Source organism: Pseudomonas sp. CC120222-01a (genome assembly GCF_003097235.1).
In the GTDB taxonomy this organism is placed as follows: Bacteria; Pseudomonadota; Gammaproteobacteria; order Pseudomonadales; family Pseudomonadaceae; genus Aquipseudomonas.
Genome location: NZ_QEQQ01000036.1, coordinates 18,457 through 39,580 on the forward strand (window position 1 = coordinate 18,457; position 21,124 = coordinate 39,580).

Here is a 21,124-nt window from a genome sequence, read left to right on the forward strand (position 1 = left end):
TCGTCAAACCGGCAATTACGATTTTTCCGGTGAATAGCATTAGTTTCACTAATGCTTATCCCTGAACAAAAGTCTGACTCAAACGTCAGACGGTCGCGCCACAACTGGCCCATGCCTGTTAGAATGCGCGGCTATTTTCTGGCGACCCCCGGTTTCTAGCATGTCCCGACTCAATCCCCGGCAACAGGAAGCCCGTGACTACGTCGGCGGCCCTCTATTGGTGCTCGCCGGTGCTGGCTCGGGCAAGACCAGCGTGATCACGCGCAAGATTGCCCACCTCATCCAGAACTGCGGCATCCGTGCCCAGTACATCGTGGCGATGACCTTCACCAACAAGGCCGCCCGCGAGATGAAGGAGCGGGTCGCCACCCTGCTACGTCCGGGGGAAGGCCGTGGCCTGACGGTGTGCACCTTCCACAACCTGGGCCTGAACATCATCCGCAAGGAACACGAGCGCCTGGGCTACAAGCCGGGCTTCTCGATCTTCGATGAATCCGACATCAAGGCGCTGCTGTCGGACATCATGCAGAAGGAATACTCCGGCGACGACGGCATCGACGAGATCAAGAACATGATCGGTGCCTGGAAAAACGACCTGATCCTGCCCGCCGAAGCCCTGGAAAAGGCGCGCAACCCGCGCGAGCAGACCGCCGCCATCGTCTACACCCACTACCAGCGCACGCTCAAGGCGTTCAACGCGGTGGACTTCGACGACCTGATCCTGCTGCCGGTCAAGCTGTTCCAGGAGCACCCCGACGTGCTCGAACGCTGGCAGAACCGCGTGCGCTACCTGCTGGTGGACGAATACCAGGACACCAACGCCAGCCAGTACCTGCTGGTGAAGATGCTGATCGGCATGCGCAACCAGTTCACCGTGGTGGGCGATGACGACCAGTCGATCTACGCCTGGCGTGGCGCACGCCCAGAGAACCTGATGCTGCTCAAGGAGGACTACCCCTCCCTGAAGATCGTCATGCTCGAACAGAATTACCGCTCCACCAGCCGCATCCTGCGCTGCGCCAACGTGCTGATCGCCAACAACCCGCATGATTTCGAAAAGCAGCTGTGGAGCGAGATGGGCGTGGGCGACGAGATCCGCGTGATCCGCTGCAAGAACGAGGAAGCCGAGGCCGAACGCGTGGCCATGGAAATCCTCACCTTGCACCTGCGCACCAACCGCCCGTACAGCGACTTCGCCATCCTCTACCGCGGCAACTACCAGGCCAAGCTGATTGAACTGAAGTTGCAGCACCACCAGGTGCCGTATCGCCTGTCGGGTGGCAACAGCTTCTTCGGCCGCCAGGAGGTCAAGGACCTGATGGCCTACCTGCGCCTGCTGGTGAACCCGGACGACGACAACGCCTACCTGCGGGTGATCAACGTGCCGCGCCGCGAGATCGGCTCGACCACCCTGGAAAAACTCGGCAACTATTCCACCGAGCGCGGCATCTCGATGTACGCCGCCAGCGAGGAGCTGGGCCTGGGCGAGCACCTTGACGCCCGCTACACCGAGCGCCTGCAGCGCTTCAAGCACTGGCTCGACGGCGTGCGCCACAAGGTTGCCCTGGAAGACCCGATTGCCGCGCTGCACGAGATGATCCGCGACATCGACTACGAGAACTGGATCCGCCAGCAGACCGCCAGCGACAAGGCGGCGGAGTTCCGCATCAGCAACGTCTGGTTCCTGGTCGAAGCGCTGAAGAACACCCTCGAGAAGGACGAAGAGGGTGACATGACCATCGAGGACGCCATCGGCAAGCTGGTACTGCGCGACATGCTCGAGCGCCAGCAGGAAGAGGAAGAAAACGCCGAGGGTGTGCAGATGATGACCCTGCACGCCTCCAAGGGCCTGGAATTCCCTTACGTGTTCATCATGGGCATGGAGGAGGAAATCCTCCCCCACCGCTCCAGCATCGAGGCCGATACCATCGAAGAGGAACGCCGCCTGGCCTACGTGGGCATCACCCGCGCGCGCCAGACCCTGGCCTTCACCTTCGCCGCCAAGCGCAAGCAGTACGGTGAAATCATCGACTGCACGCCAAGCCGGTTCCTCGATGAATTGCCACCGGACGACCTGGCCTGGGAAGGCCTGGACGACGCGCCGGTCGAGGTGAAGGCCGCACGCGGCAACAACGCCCTGGCCGATATCCGGGCGATGCTCAAACGCTGATCAACCCTTATTCTTTAAATCTGCCGCTTTCAGCGGCCACCTTTGTTACATCGAGGAATACCACAGTGGAAGCACTGCATCAGAAGATTCGCGAAGAAGGCATCGTGCTTTCCGATCAGGTTCTCAAAGTCGACGCGTTTCTCAACCACCAGATCGACCCGGCGCTGATGCAGCTGATCGGTGACGAGTTCGCCCGCCTGTTCGCCGATGCCGGCGTGACCAAGATCGTCACCATCGAAGCCTCGGGCATTGCCCCGGCAGTGATGACCGGCCTGAAGCTGGGCGTACCGGTGATCTTCGCGCGCAAGCACCAGTCGCTGACCCTGACCGAGAACCTGCTGACCGCCTCGGTGTACTCCTTCACCAAGCAGACCGAGAACACCGTGGCCATCTCGCCGCGCCACCTCAACAGCAGCGACCGCGTGCTGGTGATCGACGACTTCCTGGCCAACGGCAAGGCGTCGCAGGCACTGATCTCGATCATCAAGCAGGCCGGTGCCACCGTTGCCGGCCTGGGCATCGTCATCGAGAAGTCGTTCCAGGGCGGCCGTGCCGAGCTGGACAGCCAGGGCTACCGCGTTGAATCGCTGGCCCGGGTGAAGTCGCTGGAAGGTGGTGTGGTTTCGTTCATCGAGTAACCGCGTCGCCTGCTTCGCGGGCGAGCCCGCTCCCACAGGTACCGCACAGGTTTTGAATGCTGTGCAGTACCTGTGGGAGCGGGCATGCCCGCGAATGGCCGCAACCCTCTCTATCAGGCCGCCGCCAACCCCGCCAGCAACAACCGCTGGTAAAGCTCTTCCTTCAACCCCTGCGGCCGAGCCAGCTGCATCCGCACCAGGTGCGCCTCATACCCCTCCGGCCCCGGCGCCTCCAGTGCTGCCTTGCCCAGCTCCAACACCTCGCTCAGCTTGAACTTGCTCTTCAACCAGTTCAGCGCCCGCAACAAATCCCGTTCTTCTGCCGTGAAATCCGTGCCCAGCGGATATTCGGGGAACAGTCGCGCATGCCGCGCCTTGATCGCTTCCAGCCGCTCAGGCGTATTGTCAGTAAACCGCGCATCCAGCTGAAAGTCCCTGGCCAGCTTGCCGGCACGCTTGGCCTGTTCCATCAACTCACCCTGGAACCGCGAATCACTCACCGCCAGCAGCCGCGCAATCACCTCGCTGTCGGTCTGCCCACGCAAATCGGCAATGCCGTACTCGGTCACCACGATATCGCGCAGGTGCCGCGGAATGGTGCAATGGCCGTATTGCCAGAACAGGTTGGATGTCACCTCACCGCCCGACTCTCGCCAGCTGCGCAGCAGCAGGATCGAGCGCCCTCCTTCCAGTGCATGGCCTTGGGCAACGAAGTTGTATTGCCCGCCGACCCCGCTGAGTACGCGCCCGTCCTCCAGCTGATCGGCCACCCCGGCGCCGAGCAGGGTCATGCCGAACACCGTGTTGACGAAGCGCGCATCGCGGCGCTGGCGGCGCTTGAGGTCTTCCTGCCCGTACAGTTCGTTGATGTAGCTGATGCGGGTCATGGCGAACCGGGCGCGCTGCTCCAGCGGCATCTCGCGCAGACGCTGGTAGAACGCCTGCGGGCCGAGGAAGAACCCACCATGCACCAGGACGCCCTGCTCGTCCGCCGGGCGCCGCACCACGCCGGCCTCGGCCAGCGCCAGCAGGCCGTTGACGAACATTTCGCTGCACCCGTACAGGCCCTGAGCGAAGGCATCCAGGCCCCCTTCCCGCTCGATCAACGTTTGCCACGGGCCGACGTCCAGTTCGCCAAGCAAGGCGCGATACCCTTCGTTGTCACCCTGGCGCGCCAGCAGCGCGGCCGCCAGCGCATCCCCCATGGCACCGATGCCGATCTGCAGAGTACCGCCGTCGCGCACCAGTGAACTTGCGTGCAGGCCGATGCAGTGGTCCTGGGTGGTAACCGGCATGTTCGGGGTAGAGAACAGCCGGCGCTGCTCCGCTTCGTCGATCAACAGGTCGAACGCGTCGATCGGCAGTTCGGCATCGCCCGGCATGTAGGGCAGTTCGGTATGCACCTGGCCGAGCATGAGGATGGTTTCACCTGCCGCCCGCCGCTTGGCGATCATCGGCTGCAGGTCGAGGGTGATGTCGGGATTGCAGGCCAGGCTCAGGTGGACCGGTTTCTCCGGCGTGGCAGCGACCAGCTGGGCGATCAGGTTCAGGCCCTTGGCGTTGATGTCGCGAGCGGCGTGGCTGTAGTTGCTGCTGATGTAGTCCTGCTGGGCGGTTTCGCTGTGCAGCAGGCTGCCGGGCTGCATGAAGAACTGCTCGACGCGGATGTTCGGTGGCAGGTTGTCGTTGCGCAGGTCGGTGAGGTAGGTGAGTTCTTCGTAGTCGGCGAACACGCGTTCGACGAAGGGCTCGAGGAAGCGTCTTTGCAGGCCGTCGCCCAAGGGTGGCCGGCCCAGGGATAACGCCGTGTAGATTGTCAGGCTCCGCTCCGGCAATTCGCGCACGCGGGCGTACAGCGCGTTGACGAAGGCGTTGGGCTTGCCCAGGCCCAGCGGCAGGCCCATGTGAATGTGGGCTGGCAATTGGGAAAGGACTTGCTCGACGGCCTGGTCGATGGAGCAAAGGTGCATCGTGGCCTCCTGAATCATCCATGGGGTCAGGGGTTGGACATGGGCTCAAACGGGTTGGTTGCCTGTGCCGGCCCCTTCGCGGCTAAAGCCGCTCCCACAGGGACCTCACAGCCCTTGAACCCTGCGCTGTACCTGTGGGAGCGGCTTTAGCCGCGAAGAGGCCGGCACTGGCAGCACAAATACCAAGCCCGCCGGAATAGGCGGGCTTGGTGCAATTCAATTGTGGCTCAGAGCCCGGACATTTTCTTGATGGCCCCTTTCAGGTCATCATCCGAGCAATCCGCGCAGGTGCCCTTCGGCGGCATGGCGTTCAGGCCGGTAATGGCCTTGGCCAGCAGCCCGTCCACTCCACCCTGCTCGTCAGCACGCTTTTTCCACGCTGCCCCGTCGCCAATCTTCGGCGCCCCCAGCAAGCCGGTACCGTGGCAGGCGTTGCAATGCTTGGCAATCACGTCATCCGGGGTCTTGGCCCCGCCGCCGCCGGCTGCGGCTGCCACTTCCATGCCCTTGCATTCCTGGCCCTGCACACACACCTGGCCGACCGGCTCAAGGCGTTTGGCAAGCTCATCGTTGGTCGCTGCGGTTGCGCTCATTGCCCAAAGGGCGAATACGGCTGCTGGTACGGCCAGCATCTTCTTGATTTGGTTCACGCGAACACCCTCATGGTGGCTAATCACGCCCGCGGCCACGGTAATGCGAGCGTTGAAAAGTATAGCGGGAACCCGGAAACCGTGGAACGACCCTACTCAGGAAAGGGGTATTGCCGAAGCATTGCACTGCGCTGGATCAAAAGTTCGACGGTGTCGCCGCGCTGATCAGCCGCGCAGGCGCGTCGAACGGGTTGCGGAAACGGTGCGGGCGGGTGCTCTCGAAGTAATAGCTGTCGCCAGCTTCGAGGATGAAGATCTCGTTGCCCACCACCAGTTCGAGCTTGCCTTCGAGCAGGATGCCGGTTTCTTCACCGTCGTGGGTGAGCATCTCGGCACCGGTGTCGGCACCCGGTGGGTAGACCTCGGTGAGGAAAGCGATGGCGCGATTCGGGTGCGACTTGCCGACCAGCTTCATGGTCACTGCACCGTCGGAGATGTCGATCAGCTCATGGGCCTTGTAGACGATCTGTGCCGGGCTTTCGGCCTCCAACTCGACCGAAAAGAATTCGACCATCGACATGGGAATGCCGCTGAGCACCTTGCGCAGCGAACTGATCGAGGGGCTGACGCTGTTCTTCTCGATCATCGAGATGGTGCTGTTGGTCACCCCCGCGCGCTTGGCGAGTTCCCGCTGGGACAGGCCCTTGAGCTTGCGGATGGCTTGCAGTCGTTCGCCGACGTCCAAAGCTGGAGCCTCCTGAAACGGTGAGATGGCGGGGTGAATGTGAACGATATCATGGCAATGCCGTTCAGTATTTACAACACACCGCCCCTCACGCTGTCCGCTTCGGCGCCTTATTCGCCGTAATAGTCCAGCGGCACGCGTTTCAGGTTGCAGAAGATCTGGTAGGGAATGCTCCCGGCCTGCATCGCCACATCACTGGCCAGCACCTGCTTGCCCCACAGCTCGACCGGGCTGCCGACAGTGGCTTCGGGCACGTCGGTGAGGTCGATGCAGAGCATGTCCATCGACACACGGCCAATCAGCTGGCTGCGCTTGCCGGCGACCATCACCGGGGTGCCGGTGGGCGCATGGCGCGGGTAGCCGTCGGCATAGCCCATGGCGACCACACCAACGCGGGTCGGGCGCGGGCTGACGAACTTGGCACCGTAGCCCACCGGCTCCCCGGTAGGCAGCTCGCGCACGCTGATGACCCGTGATTGCAGGGTCATCACCGGCTGCAACCGTGCGGCTTGGGGCTGGTCGGCCTCGAAGGGGCTGGCGCCGTACAGCATGATGCCCGGGCGCACCCAGTCGCTCGGGGCCTGCGGCCAGGCCAATACACCGGGCGAGTTGCGCAGGCTGCATTCGGCAGCCAGGCCTTCACGGGCGGCATTGAACACGGCGATCTGCTGCTCGGTGGCGTCGGCCTCCGGCTCGTCGGCACGGGCAAAGTGGCTCATCAGCACGATGCGCGAAACCTTGCCGCTGGCCAGCAGGCGCTGGTAGGCGTCGTGGTAGTCCTTGGGGTGCAGGCCGACGCGGTGCATGCCGCTGTCGAGCTTGAGCCAGATGGTCAGCGGCTTGTGCACCTGGGTCTGTTCGATGGCTTGGAGCTGCCACAGCGAATGCACCACGCACCACAGGTCGTGCTCGGCGATCAGCGCCAGCTCGCTGGCTTCGAAAAAGCCTTCGAGCAGCAGGACAGGGGCCTTGATGCCGGCGGCACGCAACTCCAGCGCTTCTTCGATGCAGGCCACGGCAAAGCCATCGGCTTCGGGCTCCAGGGCCAGGGCGCAGCGCACGGCACCGTGGCCGTAGGCGTCGGCCTTGACCACGGCGAGGGCCTTGGCACCGGACAGTTCACGGGCCAGGCGGTAGTTGTGGCGGAGGGCTTGCAGGTCGATCAGGGCGCGGGCGGGACGCATGGCGGCTGCCTTATGGTGGTTCACAAGTTGAAAACGGTGTTGGATTCTTCGCGGGCGAGCCCGCTCCCACAGGGACTGCACAGTGCTCAAGGCCTGTGATGCTCCTGTGGGAGCGGGCTTGCCCGCGAAAGGGCCGGTACAGGCACCTTACTGCTGGTGGGCAGGCGCAGTCTGACCGTGCTTGGCGACTTCCGGGCTGTTGCCATACCGGGAAATGTCCAGGCCTTCGGCACTGATCTGCGGCTTCTTGCGCGCAATCAGGTCAGCCAGCAGGCGGCCGGAACCGCACGCCATGGTCCAGCCCAGCGTACCGTGGCCGGTGTTGAGGAACAGGTTGCGGAACGCGGTGGCACCCACGATCGGCGTACCGTCCGGGGTCGCCGGGCGCAGGCCGGTCCAGAAACTGGCCTGGCTCAGGTCGCCGCCGCGAGGATAAAGGTCGTTGACGATCATCTCCAGCGTTTCGCGTCGACGCGGGTTCAGCGACAGGTCAAAACCGGCGATTTCAGCCATGCCGCCAACGCGGATGCGGTTGTCGAAACGGGTGATCGCGACCTTGTAGGTCTCGTCGAGAATGGTCGAGGTCGGCGCCATGTCGGCATTGGTGATCGGCACGGTCAGCGAGTAACCCTTGAGCGGATACACCGGGGCCTTGATACCCAATGGCTTGAGCATCTGCGGCGAGTAGCTGCCCAGGGCCAGCACGTAGCGGTCGGCGGTTTCCAGCTTGCCGTCGATCCATACGCCGTTGATGCGGTCACCGGCGAAGTCCAGGCGCTGGATGTCCTGACCAAAGCGGAACTCTACACCCAGCTTCACAGCCATTTCGGCGAGCTTGGTGGTGAACAGCTGGCAGTCGCCGGTCTGGTCGTTAGGCAGGCGCAGGGCGCCGGCGAGGATGTCTTTCACACCAGCCAGGGCCGGTTCGACACGGGCGATGCCATCGCGGTCAAGCAGCTCGTAAGGCACGCCGGACTGTTCGAGCACGGCAATGTCCTTGGCCGCGGCGTCAACCTGGGCCTGGGTGCGGAACAGCTGGGTAGTACCCAGGCTGCGGTTCTCGTAGGCAATACCGGTTTCGGCGCGCAGTTCGTCGAGGCAGTCACGGCTGTACTCGGACAGGCGCACCATGCGCTCCTTGTTCACTGCGTAACGGCTGGCGGTGCAGTTGCGCAGCATCTGCGCCATCCACAGGTACTGGTCGACATCACCGGTCAGCTTGATGGCCAGGGGCGCGTGGCGCTCCAGCAGCCACTTGATGGCTTTCAGCGGCACGCCTGGGGCGGCCCAGGGCGAGGCATAGCCGGGCGAGATCTGGCCTGCGTTGGCAAAGCTGGTTTCCAGGGCCACTGCCGGCTGGCGGTCGACCACAGTCACCTCGAAGCCTTGCCGGGCCAGATAATAGGCACTGGCGGTACCGATCACACCGCTACCAAGTACCAATACTCGCATCGTTCATCCCTCGCACGCGGCGCACCGCTATTTTGTTGATATGGCATGGATGCGCGCAGTATAAGAATCTCAGCCCAGTGCAATTCACTATATAAAAGCCTATTATTGGCGAGAATTCTCGGCAAAATCGCCTTTCACGGAGGGGCATCCCCTATGAGAACCCAGCACCAGAGCAAGCGTGAACTGGACAAGATCGACCGTAACATCCTGCGCATCCTGCAGAATGACGGGCGTATTTCCTTCACCGAACTGGGCGAGAAAGTTGGGCTTTCCACCACCCCTTGCACCGAGCGCGTACGCCGCCTGGAGCGCGAGGGCATCATCATGGGCTACAACGCCCGGCTGAATCCGCAGCACCTCAAGGGCAGCCTGCTGGTGTTCGTGGAAATCAGCCTGGACTACAAGTCTGGCGACACCTTCGAGGAGTTCCGCCGTGCGGTGCTCAAGCTGCCCCATGTGCTGGAATGCCACCTGGTATCCGGTGACTTCGACTACCTGGTGAAAGCGCGTATTTCGGAAATGGCCTCGTACCGCAAGCTGCTCGGCGACATCCTGCTGAAGCTGCCACACGTGCGCGAGTCGAAGAGCTACATCGTGATGGAAGAGGTGAAAGAGAGCCTCTGCCTGCCGATCCCAGATTGAACTAGACCAGCACCTGGCGCGTGCTGGCGATGAACTGGTGGACCAACTGTTCGGCTTCGGGCTCGATCATCGGGTCCGGGCCACGCCCACGCGGGCAGGCCATGCGCGGCGTGGTGCCGAACAGGCGGCAGATCATCGGCCGTTCTTCATAGACGGTGCAGCCGTTGGGGCCCAGGTGCACGCAGTTCAGGTGCTCCAGCGCGGCATCCTGCTCGGCCTGGGTCTTGCGCGGCAGGCGGGCCATCTCTTCGGACGACGTGGTGACCGGGCCGCAGCAGTCGTGGCAGCCGGGCTCGCATTCGAACGAAGGAATGAGCTCGCGCAGGAAGTGGATCTTGTGACGGTTGCAGGACATGGCCAAGTACAGGGCTGAAAGCTGAAACTGGATTATAGGGCCAATCACCTGTGGGAGCGGCCTTGTGTCGCGAAAGGGCCGCAAAGCGGCCCCGGCAATATGTGCTGCGAGGCTGAAATCCTGGGGGCGCTTCGCACCCCTTTCGCGACACAAGGCCGCTCCCACAGTCCGGTTGCCCACCCTGAGGTCGCAGCTTATCCTCCCTCCTCCAGCCCAATGCCAGGACCTGCCACATGATCCACAGCGCGCAGCACGCCGCCTCCTACTACGCCGCCAGCAGCGCGCCCCACCCGGATCACTCCTTCCTGCAAGGCGAACACAGCGCCGACGTGTGTATCGTCGGTGGCGGCTACTCGGGCCTGAACACCGCCATCGAACTGGCCGAGCGCGGCTTCTCGGTGATCCTCCTGGAAGCGCGCAAGCTCGGCTGGGGCGCCAGCGGGCGCAACGGCGGCCAGCTGATTCGCGGCGTCGGTCACGGCCTGGAGCAGTTTCTCCCGGTGATCGGCGAGGAAGGCGTACGCAGCATGAGGCTGATGGGCCTGGAAGCCGTGCAAATCGTTCGCGAACGAGTCGAGCGCCACGCCATCGCCTGCGACCTGACCTGGGGCTACTGCGACCTGGCCAACAAACCCGACGAGCTGAAGGGCTTTGCCGAAGATGCCGAAGAACTGCGCAGCCTGGGCTACGGCCACGAACTGCGCCTGGTCGGCAAGGACGACATGCACAGCGTGGTGGGCTCCGACCGCTACGTCGGCGGCCTGATCGACATGGGGTCGGGCCACCTGCACCCACTCAACCTGGCCCTGGGTGAAGCGGCTGTGGCCAGTCGCCTGGGCGTGAAGCTGTTCGAGCAGTCCGAGGTCACACGTATCGACTACGGCCCTGAAGTCCAGGTGCACACCGCCCAGGGCCGGGTGCGCGCCAAGACCCTGGTGCTGTGCTGCAACGCCTACCACAACGACCTCAACCGCGAACTGGGCGGCAAGGTGCTGCCCGCCGGTAGCTACATCATTGCCACCGAGCCACTGGACGAAGAACGCGCCCATCAGTTGCTGCCGCAGAACATGGCCGTGTGCGACCAGCGCGTGGCGCTGGACTACTATCGCCTGTCGGCCGACCGCCGCCTGTTGTTCGGCGGTGCCTGCCACTATTCCGGGCGCGACCCCAAGGACATCGCTGCCTACATGCGGCCAAAGATGCTCAAGGTGTTCCCGCAGCTGGCGGATGTGCGCATCGACTATCAGTGGGGCGGCATGATCGGCATCGGCGCCAACCGCCTGCCACAGATCGGCCGCCTGGCCAGCCAGCCTAACGTCTATTACGCCCAGGCCTACGCGGGCCACGGCCTCAACGCCACCCACCTGGCCGCGCGCCTGCTGGGTGAAGCGATCAGCGGCCAGCAAAGCGGGCGCTTCGACCTGTTTGCCAAGGTGCCGCACGTCACCTTCCCCGGCGGCAAGCACCTGCGCTCGCCAGTACTGGCCTTGGGGATGCTCTGGCATCGGCTCAAAGAGCTGGTCTGAGGCCCTGGATTCCTAGTCTTTCCAGAAGGGTTTGCGCCCCTCGCTACGTGCCTGCTCCCAGCTCAGCCCGATGTCCCGCAGCTGGTCATCATCCAGCTGCAACAGGGCCCGGCGAGTGTGCCAGCGATGCAGCATCAGCCCCCAACGCCCAAGCCCTGCCGGTGCGTTGAAAACCTTGGTCTGCTGCCCGGCGTCCAGCTCCTTGGCCAACAGTTGCAAGCGCACATCGCTCATGCCACCCATCGCTGCTCTCTCCCATTCAGTGTGTAACCGTGGAGAAAGCATGCGCGACGACCAGTGTGGCAATACAGAGCCAATACAGGCTTATTATTCCCATACAGAATTGGTCGTCTGGCGCCTGAATGTTGTATTTTCAACGCAACTGTACTGGTCGCTTCCTACAAGAAGCGTAGGAGTATGCCGTGACTCTCTACCTTAACCTGGCCGAACTGCTCGGTGCGCGCATCGAACAGGGCCTCTACCGGCCCGGCCAGCGCCTGCCATCGGTGCGCGCCCTGAGCGTGGAGCACGGGGTCAGCCTGAGCACCGTGCAGCAGGCCTACCGCATGCTCGAAGACAGCGGCATGGTCTCGCCACGGCCCAAGTCCGGCTACTTCGTCAGCGACCATCGCCACCTCCCTGCCCTGCCCGCAGTCAGCCGCCCGGCCCAACGCCCGGTGGATATCTCGCAATGGGAACAGGTGCTCGAACTGGTACGCAGTACCCCGCGTCAGGACGTGATCCAGCTTGGCCGCGGCATGCCCGACATCGACAGCCCGACCCTCAAGCCGCTGCTGCGCAGCCTCGCCCAGCTGAGCCGGCGCCAGGACATGCCGGGCCTGTACTACGACAACATCCATGGCAACCTGGCCCTGCGCGAGCAGATCGCCCGGCTGATGCTCGACTCCGGCTGCCGCCTGGGGCCGGCCGACCTGGTGGTGACCACGGGCTGCCATGAAGCGCTGTCGTGCAGCATCCGCGCAGTGTGCGAGCCGGGCGATATCGTCGCGGTCGACTCGCCAAGCTTTCACGGCGCCATGCAGACCCTCAAAGGCCTGGGCATGAAGGCCCTGGAAATTCCTACCGACCCGGTCACCGGCATCAGCCTCGAAGCCCTGGAGCTGGCCCTTGAGCAATGGCCGATCAAGCTCATCCAGATCACCCCGAGCTGCAACAACCCGCTCGGCTACATCATGCCCGAGGCGCGCAAGAAAGCCCTGTTGAACCTGGCCCAACGCTACGATGTGGCGATCCTCGAAGACGATGTGTATGGCGACCTGGCCTACACCTACCCGCGCCCACGCACGCTCAAGTCGTTCGACGACGACGGCCGCGTGCTGCTGTGCAGTTCGTTTTCCAAGACCCTCGCCCCCGGCCTGCGCATCGGCTGGGTCGCCCCCGGCCGCTATCTGGAACGGGTGCTGCACATGAAGTACATCAGCACCGGCAGCACTGCGAGCCAGCCGCAACTGGCGATCGCCGACTTCATCGCCGCCGGCCACTACCAGCCCCATGTGCGACGCATGCGCAGCCAGTACCAGCGTGGTCGTGACCTGATGAGCGACTGGGTAAACCGCTATTTCCCGCCCGGCACCCGGGTCAGCCGACCGCAAGGTGGCTTCATGCTGTGGGTGGAATTGCCCGAACATTTCGATACGCTGCGGCTGAACCGCGCTTTACTGGAGCAGGGTGTACAGATTGCCGTGGGCAGCATCTTCTCGGCCTCGGGCAATTTCCGCCATTGCCTGCGCATGAACTTCGCCGCGCGGCCAACGCCGCAGATCGAGGCAGCCGTGCGCAAGGTAGGTGAAACCGCCCTTCGTCTACTGGATGAAGACCACGCCGAGGCGTAACTTTGCGCCGCCTTTCGTAGTCCAACCCCTTAGCGCTTTGCCGTACAGGACGATCCACCCTTGAGACTCCAGCGAGCCTTGCCTCTGCTGCTGGTGCTGCTGCTCGGCCTCAACGGCTGTGCCAGCATCGGCACGCCCCGCGAAACCAGCCAAGCACTGCCCGCCAGCGAGTCAGCCTTCGGCCGTTCGGTGCTGCGCCAGGCCGCGCCCTATGACGGGCGCTCGGGCTTTCGCCTGCTACCCAACAGCAACGAGGCCTTCCGTGCCCGCGCCGAGTTGATCCGCAACGCCCAGGCGAGCATCGACCTGCAGTACTACATCGTCCACGATGGCTTGAGCACCCGCGCCCTGGTGCACGAGCTGTTGCGTGCAGCCGACCGCGGTGTGCGCGTGCGCATTCTGCTCGATGACACCACCAGCGATGGCCTGGACACCATCATGGGCACCCTCGACGCCCACCCGAACATCCAGATCCGCGTATTCAACCCGTTGCATCTGGGGCGCAGCACCGGCGCGACACGCGCCGTCGGCCGCCTGTTCAACCTGTCGCGCCAGCACCGGCGCATGCACAACAAGTTGTTCCTGGTAGACAACAGCATGGCCATCGTCGGCGGGCGCAACCTGGGTGACGAGTACTTCGATGCCGAGCCCAACCTCAACTTCACCGACATCGACCTGCTTGGCGTGGGTCCGATCGCCGAGCAGTTGGGGCACAGCTTCGACCAGTACTGGAACAGCGCCCTGAGCCGACCGATCACCGACTTCCTCTGGAGCGAACCGGATGCCGACGACCTGCGCGCCAGCCGCCAGCGCCTGGAAGTGTCCCTGGCCCAGGCACGGGTAGAGCGCAAGGCCCTGTACGACCGGCTCATGTCCTACCAGTCGCAGCCGCGCCTGGATGTCTGGCGCAACGAGCTGATCTGGGCCCACGCCCAGGCACTGTGGGACGCACCGAGCAAGGTGCTGGCCGAAGATGAGCCGGACCCGCACCTGCTGCTGAGCCAGCAACTGGCACCGGACCTGGCCAGCGTGCAGCACGAGCTGATCCTGATGTCGGCCTATTTCGTACCGGGCGAGCCGGGCTTGCTGTACCTGACCGGCCGGGCCGACGCCGGGGCTTCAGTGAAGTTGCTGACCAATTCGCTGGAGGCCACCGACGTGCCGGCGGTGCATGGCGGCTATGCACCCTATCGCCGCGCACTGCTCGAGCACGGCGTGCAGCTGTTCGAACTGCGTCGTCAGCCGGGCGACCCGGTGCCAGCGCGCCTGAGCTTCCACGGCAGCAGCTCGGATTCGAGCCTGCACACCAAGGCCATCGTGTTCGACCGGCGCAAGACCTTTATCGGCTCGTTCAACTTCGACCCTCGCTCAGTGCTGTGGAACACCGAGGTCGGCGTGCTGGTGGACAGCCCGGAGCTCGCCGAATACACCCGCGAGCTGGCCCAGCAGGGCATGGCGCCGGCGTTGAGTTACCAGGTCAAGCTGGTGGGCGAGAAGCTGGTGTGGGCGACCGAGGACAATGGCCAACGGCACATGCTGACCTCGGAGCCGGGAGGCATCTGGCGGCGGTTCAACGCCTGGATCAGCAAGGCCGTTGGCCTGGAGAAGATGTTGTAGGCTCAGGCCGAAGCTGGCTCGAACGCTCCGCGCCTGCGGGTCAGCACCACCAAGCCAGCCGCCCCCGCCGCCATCAGCCACAGCAGCGCATGCCCGCTGATCCATTGGCTCCCCGCCCCGGCCAGCAACGGCCCGAGCAGGCAACCGATACCCCACAGCTGCGCCACATGAGCATTGGCCCGCACAAGCGCGTCATCGCGATAGCGCTCGCCGATCAAGATCAGGGACAAGGTGAACAGGCCACCGGCGCTGGCCCCGAACAGTACCCACAGGGGCCAGATCGCCGGCGTATCCAGCAGCAACGGAATCGCCAGGCTGGAGACCATCAAAGTCACCGCACAACCGGTGAATAGCGACTGCCGTGACATGTGATCGGCCAGTGCCCCGATCGGCAGCTGCAGCACCGCATCGCCGACCACCACGGTGCTGACCATGAACAAGGCAATTTCGGTAGTGAAGCCCTGCTGCAGGCAATACACCGGCAACAGCGTCAGAATCATCGCTTCGAAGGCAGCGAACAAGGCGACAGCCCAGGCAATCACCGGCAAGCGGCGGCAGAAGACGAACAGGTCGCCAAAAGTCACGCTGCAGGCTTCGGTGCTGGGTGCACCACCACGCCCGAGCAGCAGCAAGGGTGCCAGCAGCAACAGCCCGGTTGCGGCCCAGAAGCCGAAGTCATCGTCGGAACCCAGGAAGCCCAGCACCAGTGGCCCGGCCAGCTGGCTCAAGGCGTAGCTACTGCCGTACAAGGCCACCAGCCGACCACGCCACTGCTCGACCACCAACTGGTTGATCCAGCTCTCGCCAAGGATGAACACCACGGTCAGCGACATGCCGATCAGCAGGCGCAGGGCCAGCCACAGCGGGTAGCTCGGCAGCAGCGCCACCAGGCCAATGGACAGCGCCCCGCCCCACAGGCACAGGCGCATCGCCGAGGGCACGCCGAACCAGCCGGCCAGGCGGCTGGCCAGGCTGGCCCCGAGCAGCACGCCCAATGCCGGCATCGCCGCCATCACGCCGATGGCGAACCCACCGTAGCCCCAGGCCTCAAGGCGCAGGGACACCAGCGGCATACTCACACCGAGCGCGAGCCCGACACTGAGCACCGACGCCAGCACGGCAAAATAGGTTCCCCAACGCATTGCAGCCTCCCAGGCAGGTTTTTCCAGGCCCGTTCGCGGCGGTGCGGCGGTCCGACAAGCCCGCTCCCTCAGGTCCGGCGCTGGCATTGAGAGCAGCGCAGTACCTGTGGGAGCGGGCTTGCCCGCGAAAAAGACTACCGGATTACAGCTTGATCCAGGTCGCCTTCAGCTCGGTGTACTTCTCCAGTGCGTGCAGCGACTTGTCACGGCCGTTGCCCGACTGCTTGAAGCCGCCGAACGGCGCGGTCATGTCGCCGCCGTCGTACTGGTTGACCCAGACGCTGCCAGCGCGCACGGCACGGGCAGTCTTGTGGGCCTTGGAGATATCCGAGGTCCAGATGCCGGCTGCCAGGCCATACGGGGTGTCGTTGGCGATGGCGATGGCTTCTTCGGCGGTGTCGAAGGCGATCACCGACAGCACTGGGCCGAAGATCTCTTCCTGGGCGATCTTCATGGCGTTGGTCACGCCGTCGAAGATGGTCGGCTCGACGTAGGTGCCGCCGGTTTCTTCCAGGGTGCGCTTGCCGCCGGCCAGCAGCTTGGCGCCGTCCTTGTGGCCGGCGTCGATGTACGACAGCACGGTGTTCATCTGCTGGGTATCGACCAGGGCACCGACGGTGGTCTGTGGGTCCAGCGGGTTGCCTGGCTTCCAGCCTTTGAGGGCCTCGACCACCATTGGCAGGAACTTGTCCTTGATCGAACGCTCGACCAGCAGACGGGAACCGGCGGTGCAGACTTCGCCCTGGTTGAAGGCGATGGCGCTGGCGGCAGCTTCAGCGGCGGCTTGCAGATCCGGGGCGTCGGCGAAGACGATGTTCGGGCTCTTGCCACCGGCTTCCAGCCAGATGCGCTTCATGTTCGACTCGCCAGCGTAGACCATCAGTTGCTTGGCGATCTTGGTCGAACCGGTGAACACCAGGGTGTCGACGTCCATGTGCAGTGCCAGGGCCTTGCCCACGGTGTGGCCGTAGCCTGGCAGCACGTTCAGCACGCCAGCCGGGATGCCGGCTTCGATCGCCAGCTGGGCGATGCGGATGGCGGTCAGCGGGGATTTTTCGGACGGCTTGAGCACCAGCGAGTTGCCGGTAGCCAGGGCCGGGGCGATTTTCCAGCAGGCCATCAGCAGCGGGAAGTTCCACGGCACGATGGCACCGACCACGCCAACCGGCTCACGGGTCACCAGGCCGAGCTGGTCGTGTGGGGTCGGGGCGACTTCGTCGTAGACTTTGTCGATCGCTTCGGCGGTCCAGTGAATGGCTTGCGCCGCGCCTGGCACGTCGATGCTGGAGGAGTCGCCGATCGGCTTGCCCATGTCCAGGGTTTCGAGCAGCGCCAGCTCTTCGACGTTCTTGCGCAGCAGGTCGGCGAAGCGGATCAGCTTGGCTTTGCGCTTGGCCGGGGCCAGTTGCGACCAGACGCCGGAATTGAAGGTGGCGCGGGCGTTTTCCACGGCGCGGTTGGCGTCGGCCAGGTCGCAGCTGGCAACCTTGGCCAGGAAGCGTCCGTCGACCGGGCTCAGGCAGTCGAATGTTTCACCGGATGCGGCGTCGGTGTATTCGCCGTTGATGAAGGCGCGGCCTTCGATCTTCAGTTGCTGGGCACGTTGTTCCCAGTCCGCACGGGTCAGGGTGGTCATACGAAACTCCTCCTCTTGTTTAGGTGCAACGCCGCACTGAGGACTCACTGGCGTTGTCAGAATTCTGGCCGGGCGACGAGCGCACACTGGCAAGCGATACCCTAAACCAGGCGGGGTAAAGTATCAATATATTTGACACGAGCGGCCTAAAAGCCTACTGATGTGCATTTTATTAAACAACAACAGGAGCCGCACCATGAGCATCGCCAGCATCATCGACTTCGCCCAGGTTCTCACCGAGGCCGAACGCTACCGCCCGGCCGCGGAAAAAATCCTCAAGGGCGAGCCGGACCAGGCTGTCTACAACCACTATTCCAGCCCATGCGGGCAGTTCGCTGCGGGCGTCTGGGAAGGTGAAGTTGGCCAGTGGACGGTGAACTACACCGAGCATGAGTACTGCGAGATCGTCCAGGGTGTTTCGGTGCTACGTGACCAGGATGGCGGGGCCAAAACCTTGCGTACCGGTGATCGGTTTGTCATCCCGGCAGGCTTCAAGGGCACCTGGGAGGTGCTGGAGCCTTGCCGCAAGATTTATGTGATGTTCGAGCAGAAGTAACTATGTAGTGCTGGTCACTTGAACAGCTGCGTGAGGATGGTCGCGCCCCTATCGGGCCATCTTCATGCTAAAGGAAGCTGTCCATGAACAACGACCAAGTGCTGCAAACCCTCGATCACCTGATCGGTACCCCCTACGAACCATCGGTGAAAAACACCATCACCGAGATCACTGGCCGCCCCCGCGTCGTCGGTCCCAACGAGATCAGCACACGCGAGTACGATATCAACCGGATTCACATCCGCACCGATGCCAACCAGCTGATTCAGGGCTTCAGCTTCAACTGACCTGGCTGCAGTCATAAAAAAACCCGCGTCCTTTCGGATGCGGGTTTTTTTCAGGTCGCCGATCAATTACTTGATCTTGGCTTCCTTGTACACCACGTGCTTGCGAACAACCGGATCGTATTTCTTGATCTCGATTTTGTCCGGGGTGGTGCGCTTGTTCTTGTCGGTGGTGTAGAAGTGGCCGGTACCGGCACTCGAAACCAGACGGATCAATTCACGCATGATGTTCTCCCTTAAACCTTGGCGCCAGCTTTACGGATATCAACCAGAACGGCGTCGATGCCGCGCTTGTCGATGATACGCATGCCTTTGGCGGATACGCGCAGACGCACGAAACGCTTCTCGGATTCAACCCAGAAACGGTGGTGCTGCAGGTTCGGCAGGAAACGACGACGGGTTTTGTTGTTTGCGTGGGAAATGTTGTTCCCGGTTACTGGACCCTTACCAGTAACTTGACAGACTCTCGACATGACTCAGCCCTCTAAAACCACATGCCCAACCCGGCATGGGTTGGCCGCTTAATCTCTCAGTCTTTGGCGCCAGGCGCCGTGATTCTGGAGGTCTTATCGACCGGATCCGCTGATGCGACAGGCCGAGCCCCTAGAAAAGAGCGCTGCTTTATACCAGAAAGACTACGCCGCAACAACAGAAGATGAGCATTCGTGTGCTGCAAATCGCGCGCGAGCAGCATAGCGACTCGCCCGCCGAGCTGTCGACCGCTCGTCGCCAAGCGACTGAAAAAGAAGGTGGTCATTTCCGAAAACGCACACTAGGGTAGGACGTTTCCAGACTGCGCCGGCAGATGGGCCACTGACCAGCCAAGGAGCCACGATGCGTGCTGCCGCCCTTTCCTTATTGTTCACCTCTCTGTTCGCCGCTGGCGTTGCCCAGGCCGCCCCGCTGAGCGTCTGCACCGAAGCCAGCCCCGAAGGCTTCGACGTGGTCCAGTACAACTCGCTGACCACCACCAACGCCTCGGCCGACGTGCTGATGAACCGCCTGGTCGAGTTTGACGCGGGCCAGGGCAAGGTGGTGCCGAGCCTGGCGCAGAGCTGGACGGTGTCGGCTGACGGCCTGACCTACGACTTCAAGCTGCGCGACGGGGTGAAGTTCCACACCACGCCGTACTTCAAGCCGACCCGCGAACTGAACGCCGACGACGTGCTGTTCAGCTTCCAGCGCATGCTTTACCCCGCCCACGCCTGGCACAAGACCGCGCCGGGCGGCTACCCGCACGCCCAGTCACTGCAACTGGGCAGCCTGATCAAGACGATCGAGGCCCCGGAACCCAACACCGTGCGTTTCACCCTGACCCACGCCGACGCCACGTTCCTGGCCACCCTGAGCATGGGCTTCGCCTCGATCTACTCGGCCGAGTACGCCGACAAGCTGATGAAGGACGGCACCCCGGAGAAACTCAACAGCCAGCCGATCGGCACTGGCCCGTTCGTCTTCCAGCGCTTCCAGAAGGACGCCGTGGTGCGCTATCGCGCCAACCCGGACTACTTCGACGGCAAGCCGGCAGTCGACCCACTGATTTTCGCCATCACCCCCGACGCCAACGTGCGCCTGCAGAAGCTCAAGCGCGGCGAATGCCAGGTAGCCCTGTCGCCCAAGCCGGTGGACATCGCCGAAGCCGGCAAGGACGGCAACCTCAAGGTTGCCACCACCCCGGCGTTCATGACCGCCTTTGTCGCCATCAACAGCGAACACCCGCCGCTGGACAAGCCTGAAGTGCGCCAGGCGATCAACCTGGCCTTCGACAAGCAGGCCTACCTCAAGGCCGTGTTCGAAGACACCGCCACCGCCGCCAACGGCCCCTACCCGCCCAACACCTGGAGCTACGCCAAGGACTTGCCCGGCTACCCGCTCAACCTGACCAAGGCCAAGGCACTGCTGACCAAGGCCGGTCTGGCTGACGGCTTCAGCACCACCATCTGGACCCGCCCGTCGGGCAGCCTGCTCAACCCCAACCCGAGCCTGGGGGCACAGATGCTCCAGGCTGACCTGGCGAAGATCGGCATCAAGGCCGAGATCCGCGTGATCGAGTGGGGCGAGCTGATCCGCCGGGCCAAAGCCGGCGAACATGACCTGCTGTTCATGGGCTGGGCCGGCGACAACGGCGACCCGGACAACTTCCTCAGCCCGCAATTTTCCTGCGCGGCGGTAAAGTCGGGGACCAACTTCGCACGGTTCTGCGATGACCGCCTGGACCAGCTGATCAGTGCCGGACGCACCACCAACGACCAGAGCGTGCGCAGCCGGCTGTACCAACAGGCACAGACCTTGATCCAGCAGCAGGCACTGTGGGTGCCGCTGGCGCACCCGACGGCGGCGACGCTGTTGCGCCAGGGGGTCGAGGGGTACCAGGTGAGCCCGTTCGGGCGGCTGGACTTCAGCAAGGTCTCGGCTACTCGCTGAACCTGCACCGGCCTCTTCGCGGGCAAGCCCGCTTGTATGGTTAGACTTGAAGGGGTGGTGGGACTAAATGCCCGATTCTGACTGTTCGCAGCAGTACAGACCGTGGGAGACATCGCCCCACCCCTTCCACCAAAGCGCCGATAAAGAATGCATCGTTTGCAAGCGACGATAGAAGCAAGCCAGCGCCTCTTGGTGAAACCCCTTCAAGCCGAAAAACCATAACGTGAGGTGGCTCCCATGGCAATGCAGGTTGGAAAGCTGATCGTGGGTGCGGATGTCGCAAAAGCTGAACTGGTGATTCATCACGATGATTGCGATGAGATCATCAGGCTCAAAAACT

20 protein-coding genes and 1 pseudogene are annotated in these 21,124 nt (G+C 63.4%); 10 read left to right on the top strand and 11 right to left on the bottom strand.

All coding sequences use genetic code 11. The features are described from left to right. Window positions 1–160 precede the first annotated feature (160 nt). Both rep and N430_RS27700 read left to right on the top strand, forming a co-directional pair. Window positions 161–2,170 (top strand): DNA helicase Rep, encoded by a 2,010-nt coding sequence (gene rep, locus N430_RS27695; protein ID WP_110639858.1) that lies wholly within the window; start codon window positions 161–163, stop codon window positions 2,168–2,170. A 65-nt stretch (window positions 2,171–2,235) separates the two neighbouring features. Further along, window positions 2,236–2,808: a xanthine phosphoribosyltransferase gene (locus N430_RS27700; RefSeq protein WP_003253535.1), complete on the top strand. Its 573-nt coding sequence runs from the start codon at window positions 2,236–2,238 to the stop codon at window positions 2,806–2,808. Between the two features lie 113 nt (window positions 2,809–2,921). On the opposite strand, the gene N430_RS27705 is transcribed toward N430_RS27700, so the two are convergent. The 5 genes from N430_RS27705 to dadA form a co-directional block, all read right to left on the bottom strand. Next, the gene (locus N430_RS27705) at window positions 2,922–4,778 is read right to left on the bottom strand and encodes an acetyl-CoA hydrolase/transferase C-terminal domain-containing protein (RefSeq protein WP_110639857.1); all 1,857 of its coding nucleotides are present in this window, start codon (window positions 4,776–4,778) and stop codon (window positions 2,922–2,924) included. Window positions 4,779–5,005: 227 nt separating this feature from the next. After that, a complete protein-coding gene (locus N430_RS27710; RefSeq protein WP_027917003.1) occupies window positions 5,006–5,428 on the bottom strand; it encodes a cytochrome c5 family protein in 423 nt (140 codons plus the stop codon). A gap of 136 nt (window positions 5,429–5,564) precedes the next feature. Next, the gene (locus N430_RS27715; RefSeq protein WP_027917004.1) at window positions 5,565–6,113 is read right to left on the bottom strand and encodes a cupin domain-containing protein; all 549 of its coding nucleotides are present in this window, start codon (window positions 6,111–6,113) and stop codon (window positions 5,565–5,567) included. Between the two features lie 110 nt (window positions 6,114–6,223). After that, window positions 6,224–7,297 (bottom strand): alanine racemase, encoded by a 1,074-nt coding sequence (gene alr / locus N430_RS27720; protein WP_110639856.1) that lies wholly within the window; start codon window positions 7,295–7,297, stop codon window positions 6,224–6,226. Window positions 7,298–7,444: 147 nt separating this feature from the next. Further along, complete coding sequence (gene dadA / locus N430_RS27725; protein WP_110639855.1) at window positions 7,445–8,749, bottom strand: D-amino acid dehydrogenase; 1,305 nt, start codon at window positions 8,747–8,749, stop codon at window positions 7,445–7,447. Between the two features lie 153 nt (window positions 8,750–8,902). Here dadA and dadR point away from each other — a divergent pair, with 153 nt between their 5' ends. After that, window positions 8,903–9,391, top strand: coding sequence for a transcriptional regulator DadR (gene dadR / locus N430_RS27730; RefSeq protein WP_003258963.1), 489 nt, complete (start codon window positions 8,903–8,905; stop codon window positions 9,389–9,391). A gap of 1 nt (window position 9,392) precedes the next feature. On the opposite strand, the gene N430_RS27735 is transcribed toward dadR, so the two are convergent. After that, the gene (locus tag N430_RS27735; RefSeq protein ID WP_110639854.1) at window positions 9,393–9,746 is read right to left on the bottom strand and encodes a YkgJ family cysteine cluster protein; all 354 of its coding nucleotides are present in this window, start codon (window positions 9,744–9,746) and stop codon (window positions 9,393–9,395) included. A 233-nt stretch (window positions 9,747–9,979) separates the two neighbouring features. On the opposite strand from N430_RS27735, the gene N430_RS27740 reads away from it, so the two are divergent. Then, window positions 9,980–11,272, top strand: a complete 1,293-nt coding sequence (locus N430_RS27740; RefSeq protein ID WP_110639853.1) for an FAD-binding oxidoreductase — start codon at window positions 9,980–9,982, stop codon at window positions 11,270–11,272. A gap of 12 nt (window positions 11,273–11,284) precedes the next feature. On the opposite strand, the gene N430_RS27745 is transcribed toward N430_RS27740, so the two are convergent. After that, on the bottom strand, window positions 11,285–11,515 hold the full coding sequence (locus tag N430_RS27745) for a DUF1127 domain-containing protein (RefSeq protein WP_110639852.1): 231 nt from the start codon (window positions 11,513–11,515) through the stop codon (window positions 11,285–11,287). A 179-nt stretch (window positions 11,516–11,694) separates the two neighbouring features. On the opposite strand from N430_RS27745, the gene N430_RS27750 reads away from it, so the two are divergent. Then, a complete protein-coding gene (locus N430_RS27750; RefSeq protein ID WP_110639851.1) occupies window positions 11,695–13,125 on the top strand; it encodes a PLP-dependent aminotransferase family protein in 1,431 nt (476 codons plus the stop codon). A 60-nt stretch (window positions 13,126–13,185) separates the two neighbouring features. After that, the gene (locus tag N430_RS27755) at window positions 13,186–14,742 is read left to right on the top strand and encodes a phospholipase D family protein (protein WP_110639850.1); all 1,557 of its coding nucleotides are present in this window, start codon (window positions 13,186–13,188) and stop codon (window positions 14,740–14,742) included. Window positions 14,743–14,744: 2 nt separating this feature from the next. On the opposite strand, the gene N430_RS27760 is transcribed toward N430_RS27755, so the two are convergent. Together N430_RS27760 and N430_RS27765 are read right to left on the bottom strand one after the other, a co-directional pair. Next, complete coding sequence (locus tag N430_RS27760; protein WP_110639849.1) at window positions 14,745–15,884, bottom strand: MFS transporter; 1,140 nt, start codon at window positions 15,882–15,884, stop codon at window positions 14,745–14,747. Between the two features lie 142 nt (window positions 15,885–16,026). Further along, entirely contained in the window at window positions 16,027–17,520 is a 1,494-nt protein-coding gene (locus tag N430_RS27765; protein ID WP_103448485.1) for an aldehyde dehydrogenase, read from the bottom strand. Window positions 17,521–17,716: 196 nt separating this feature from the next. On the opposite strand from N430_RS27765, the gene N430_RS27770 reads away from it, so the two are divergent. Together N430_RS27770 and N430_RS27775 are read left to right on the top strand one after the other, a co-directional pair. Next, window positions 17,717–18,076: a cupin domain-containing protein gene (locus N430_RS27770; RefSeq protein WP_085676472.1), complete on the top strand. Its 360-nt coding sequence runs from the start codon at window positions 17,717–17,719 to the stop codon at window positions 18,074–18,076. Between the two features lie 83 nt (window positions 18,077–18,159). Further along, a complete protein-coding gene (locus N430_RS27775) occupies window positions 18,160–18,363 on the top strand; it encodes a hypothetical protein (RefSeq protein ID WP_110639848.1) in 204 nt (67 codons plus the stop codon). Between the two features lie 66 nt (window positions 18,364–18,429). Here the strand turns inward: N430_RS27775 and rpmG are convergent, their stop codons facing one another. Together rpmG and rpmB are read right to left on the bottom strand one after the other, a co-directional pair. Beyond that, a complete protein-coding gene (gene rpmG, locus N430_RS27780; RefSeq protein ID WP_003253507.1) occupies window positions 18,430–18,585 on the bottom strand; it encodes a 50S ribosomal protein L33 in 156 nt (51 codons plus the stop codon). An 11-nt stretch (window positions 18,586–18,596) separates the two neighbouring features. Beyond that, the gene (rpmB, locus tag N430_RS27785; RefSeq protein WP_003253504.1) at window positions 18,597–18,833 is read right to left on the bottom strand and encodes a 50S ribosomal protein L28; all 237 of its coding nucleotides are present in this window, start codon (window positions 18,831–18,833) and stop codon (window positions 18,597–18,599) included. A gap of 361 nt (window positions 18,834–19,194) precedes the next feature. On the opposite strand from rpmB, the gene N430_RS27790 reads away from it, so the two are divergent. Continuing rightward, window positions 19,195–20,784 (top strand): ABC transporter substrate-binding protein, encoded by a 1,590-nt coding sequence (locus N430_RS27790; RefSeq protein ID WP_110639847.1) that lies wholly within the window; start codon window positions 19,195–19,197, stop codon window positions 20,782–20,784. A 237-nt stretch (window positions 20,785–21,021) separates the two neighbouring features. Beyond that, window positions 21,022–21,124, top strand: a pseudogene (locus N430_RS30140) (IS110 family transposase); the annotation flags it as partial.

Excerpts from the sequence above, each read along its gene's own strand:
- rep (WP_110639858.1), top strand. The coding sequence starts at position 161 with ATGTCCCGACTCAATCCCCGGCAACAGGAAGCCCGTGACTACGTCGGC.
- rpmB (WP_003253504.1), bottom strand. The coding sequence starts at position 18,833 with ATGTCGAGAGTCTGTCAAGTTACTGGTAAGGGTCCAGTAACCGGGAAC.
- N430_RS27735 (WP_110639854.1), bottom strand. The coding sequence starts at position 9,746 with ATGTCCTGCAACCGTCACAAGATCCACTTCCTGCGCGAGCTCATTCCT.
- N430_RS27705 (WP_110639857.1), bottom strand. The coding sequence starts at position 4,778 with ATGCACCTTTGCTCCATCGACCAGGCCGTCGAGCAAGTCCTTTCCCAA.
- N430_RS27770 (WP_085676472.1), top strand. The coding sequence starts at position 17,717 with ATGAGCATCGCCAGCATCATCGACTTCGCCCAGGTTCTCACCGAGGCC.
- N430_RS27765 (WP_103448485.1), bottom strand. The coding sequence starts at position 17,520 with ATGACCACCCTGACCCGTGCGGACTGGGAACAACGTGCCCAGCAACTG.
- N430_RS27740 (WP_110639853.1), top strand. The coding sequence starts at position 9,980 with ATGATCCACAGCGCGCAGCACGCCGCCTCCTACTACGCCGCCAGCAGC.
- alr (WP_110639856.1), bottom strand. The coding sequence starts at position 7,297 with ATGCGTCCCGCCCGCGCCCTGATCGACCTGCAAGCCCTCCGCCACAAC.
- N430_RS27790 (WP_110639847.1), top strand. The coding sequence starts at position 19,195 with ATGCGTGCTGCCGCCCTTTCCTTATTGTTCACCTCTCTGTTCGCCGCT.
- dadA (WP_110639855.1), bottom strand. The coding sequence starts at position 8,749 with ATGCGAGTATTGGTACTTGGTAGCGGTGTGATCGGTACCGCCAGTGCC.
- N430_RS27775 (WP_110639848.1), top strand. The coding sequence starts at position 18,160 with ATGAACAACGACCAAGTGCTGCAAACCCTCGATCACCTGATCGGTACC.
- dadR (WP_003258963.1), top strand. The coding sequence starts at position 8,903 with ATGAGAACCCAGCACCAGAGCAAGCGTGAACTGGACAAGATCGACCGT.
- N430_RS27745 (WP_110639852.1), bottom strand. The coding sequence starts at position 11,515 with ATGGGTGGCATGAGCGATGTGCGCTTGCAACTGTTGGCCAAGGAGCTG.
- rpmG (WP_003253507.1), bottom strand. The coding sequence starts at position 18,585 with ATGCGTGAATTGATCCGTCTGGTTTCGAGTGCCGGTACCGGCCACTTC.
- N430_RS27760 (WP_110639849.1), bottom strand. The coding sequence starts at position 15,884 with ATGCGTTGGGGAACCTATTTTGCCGTGCTGGCGTCGGTGCTCAGTGTC.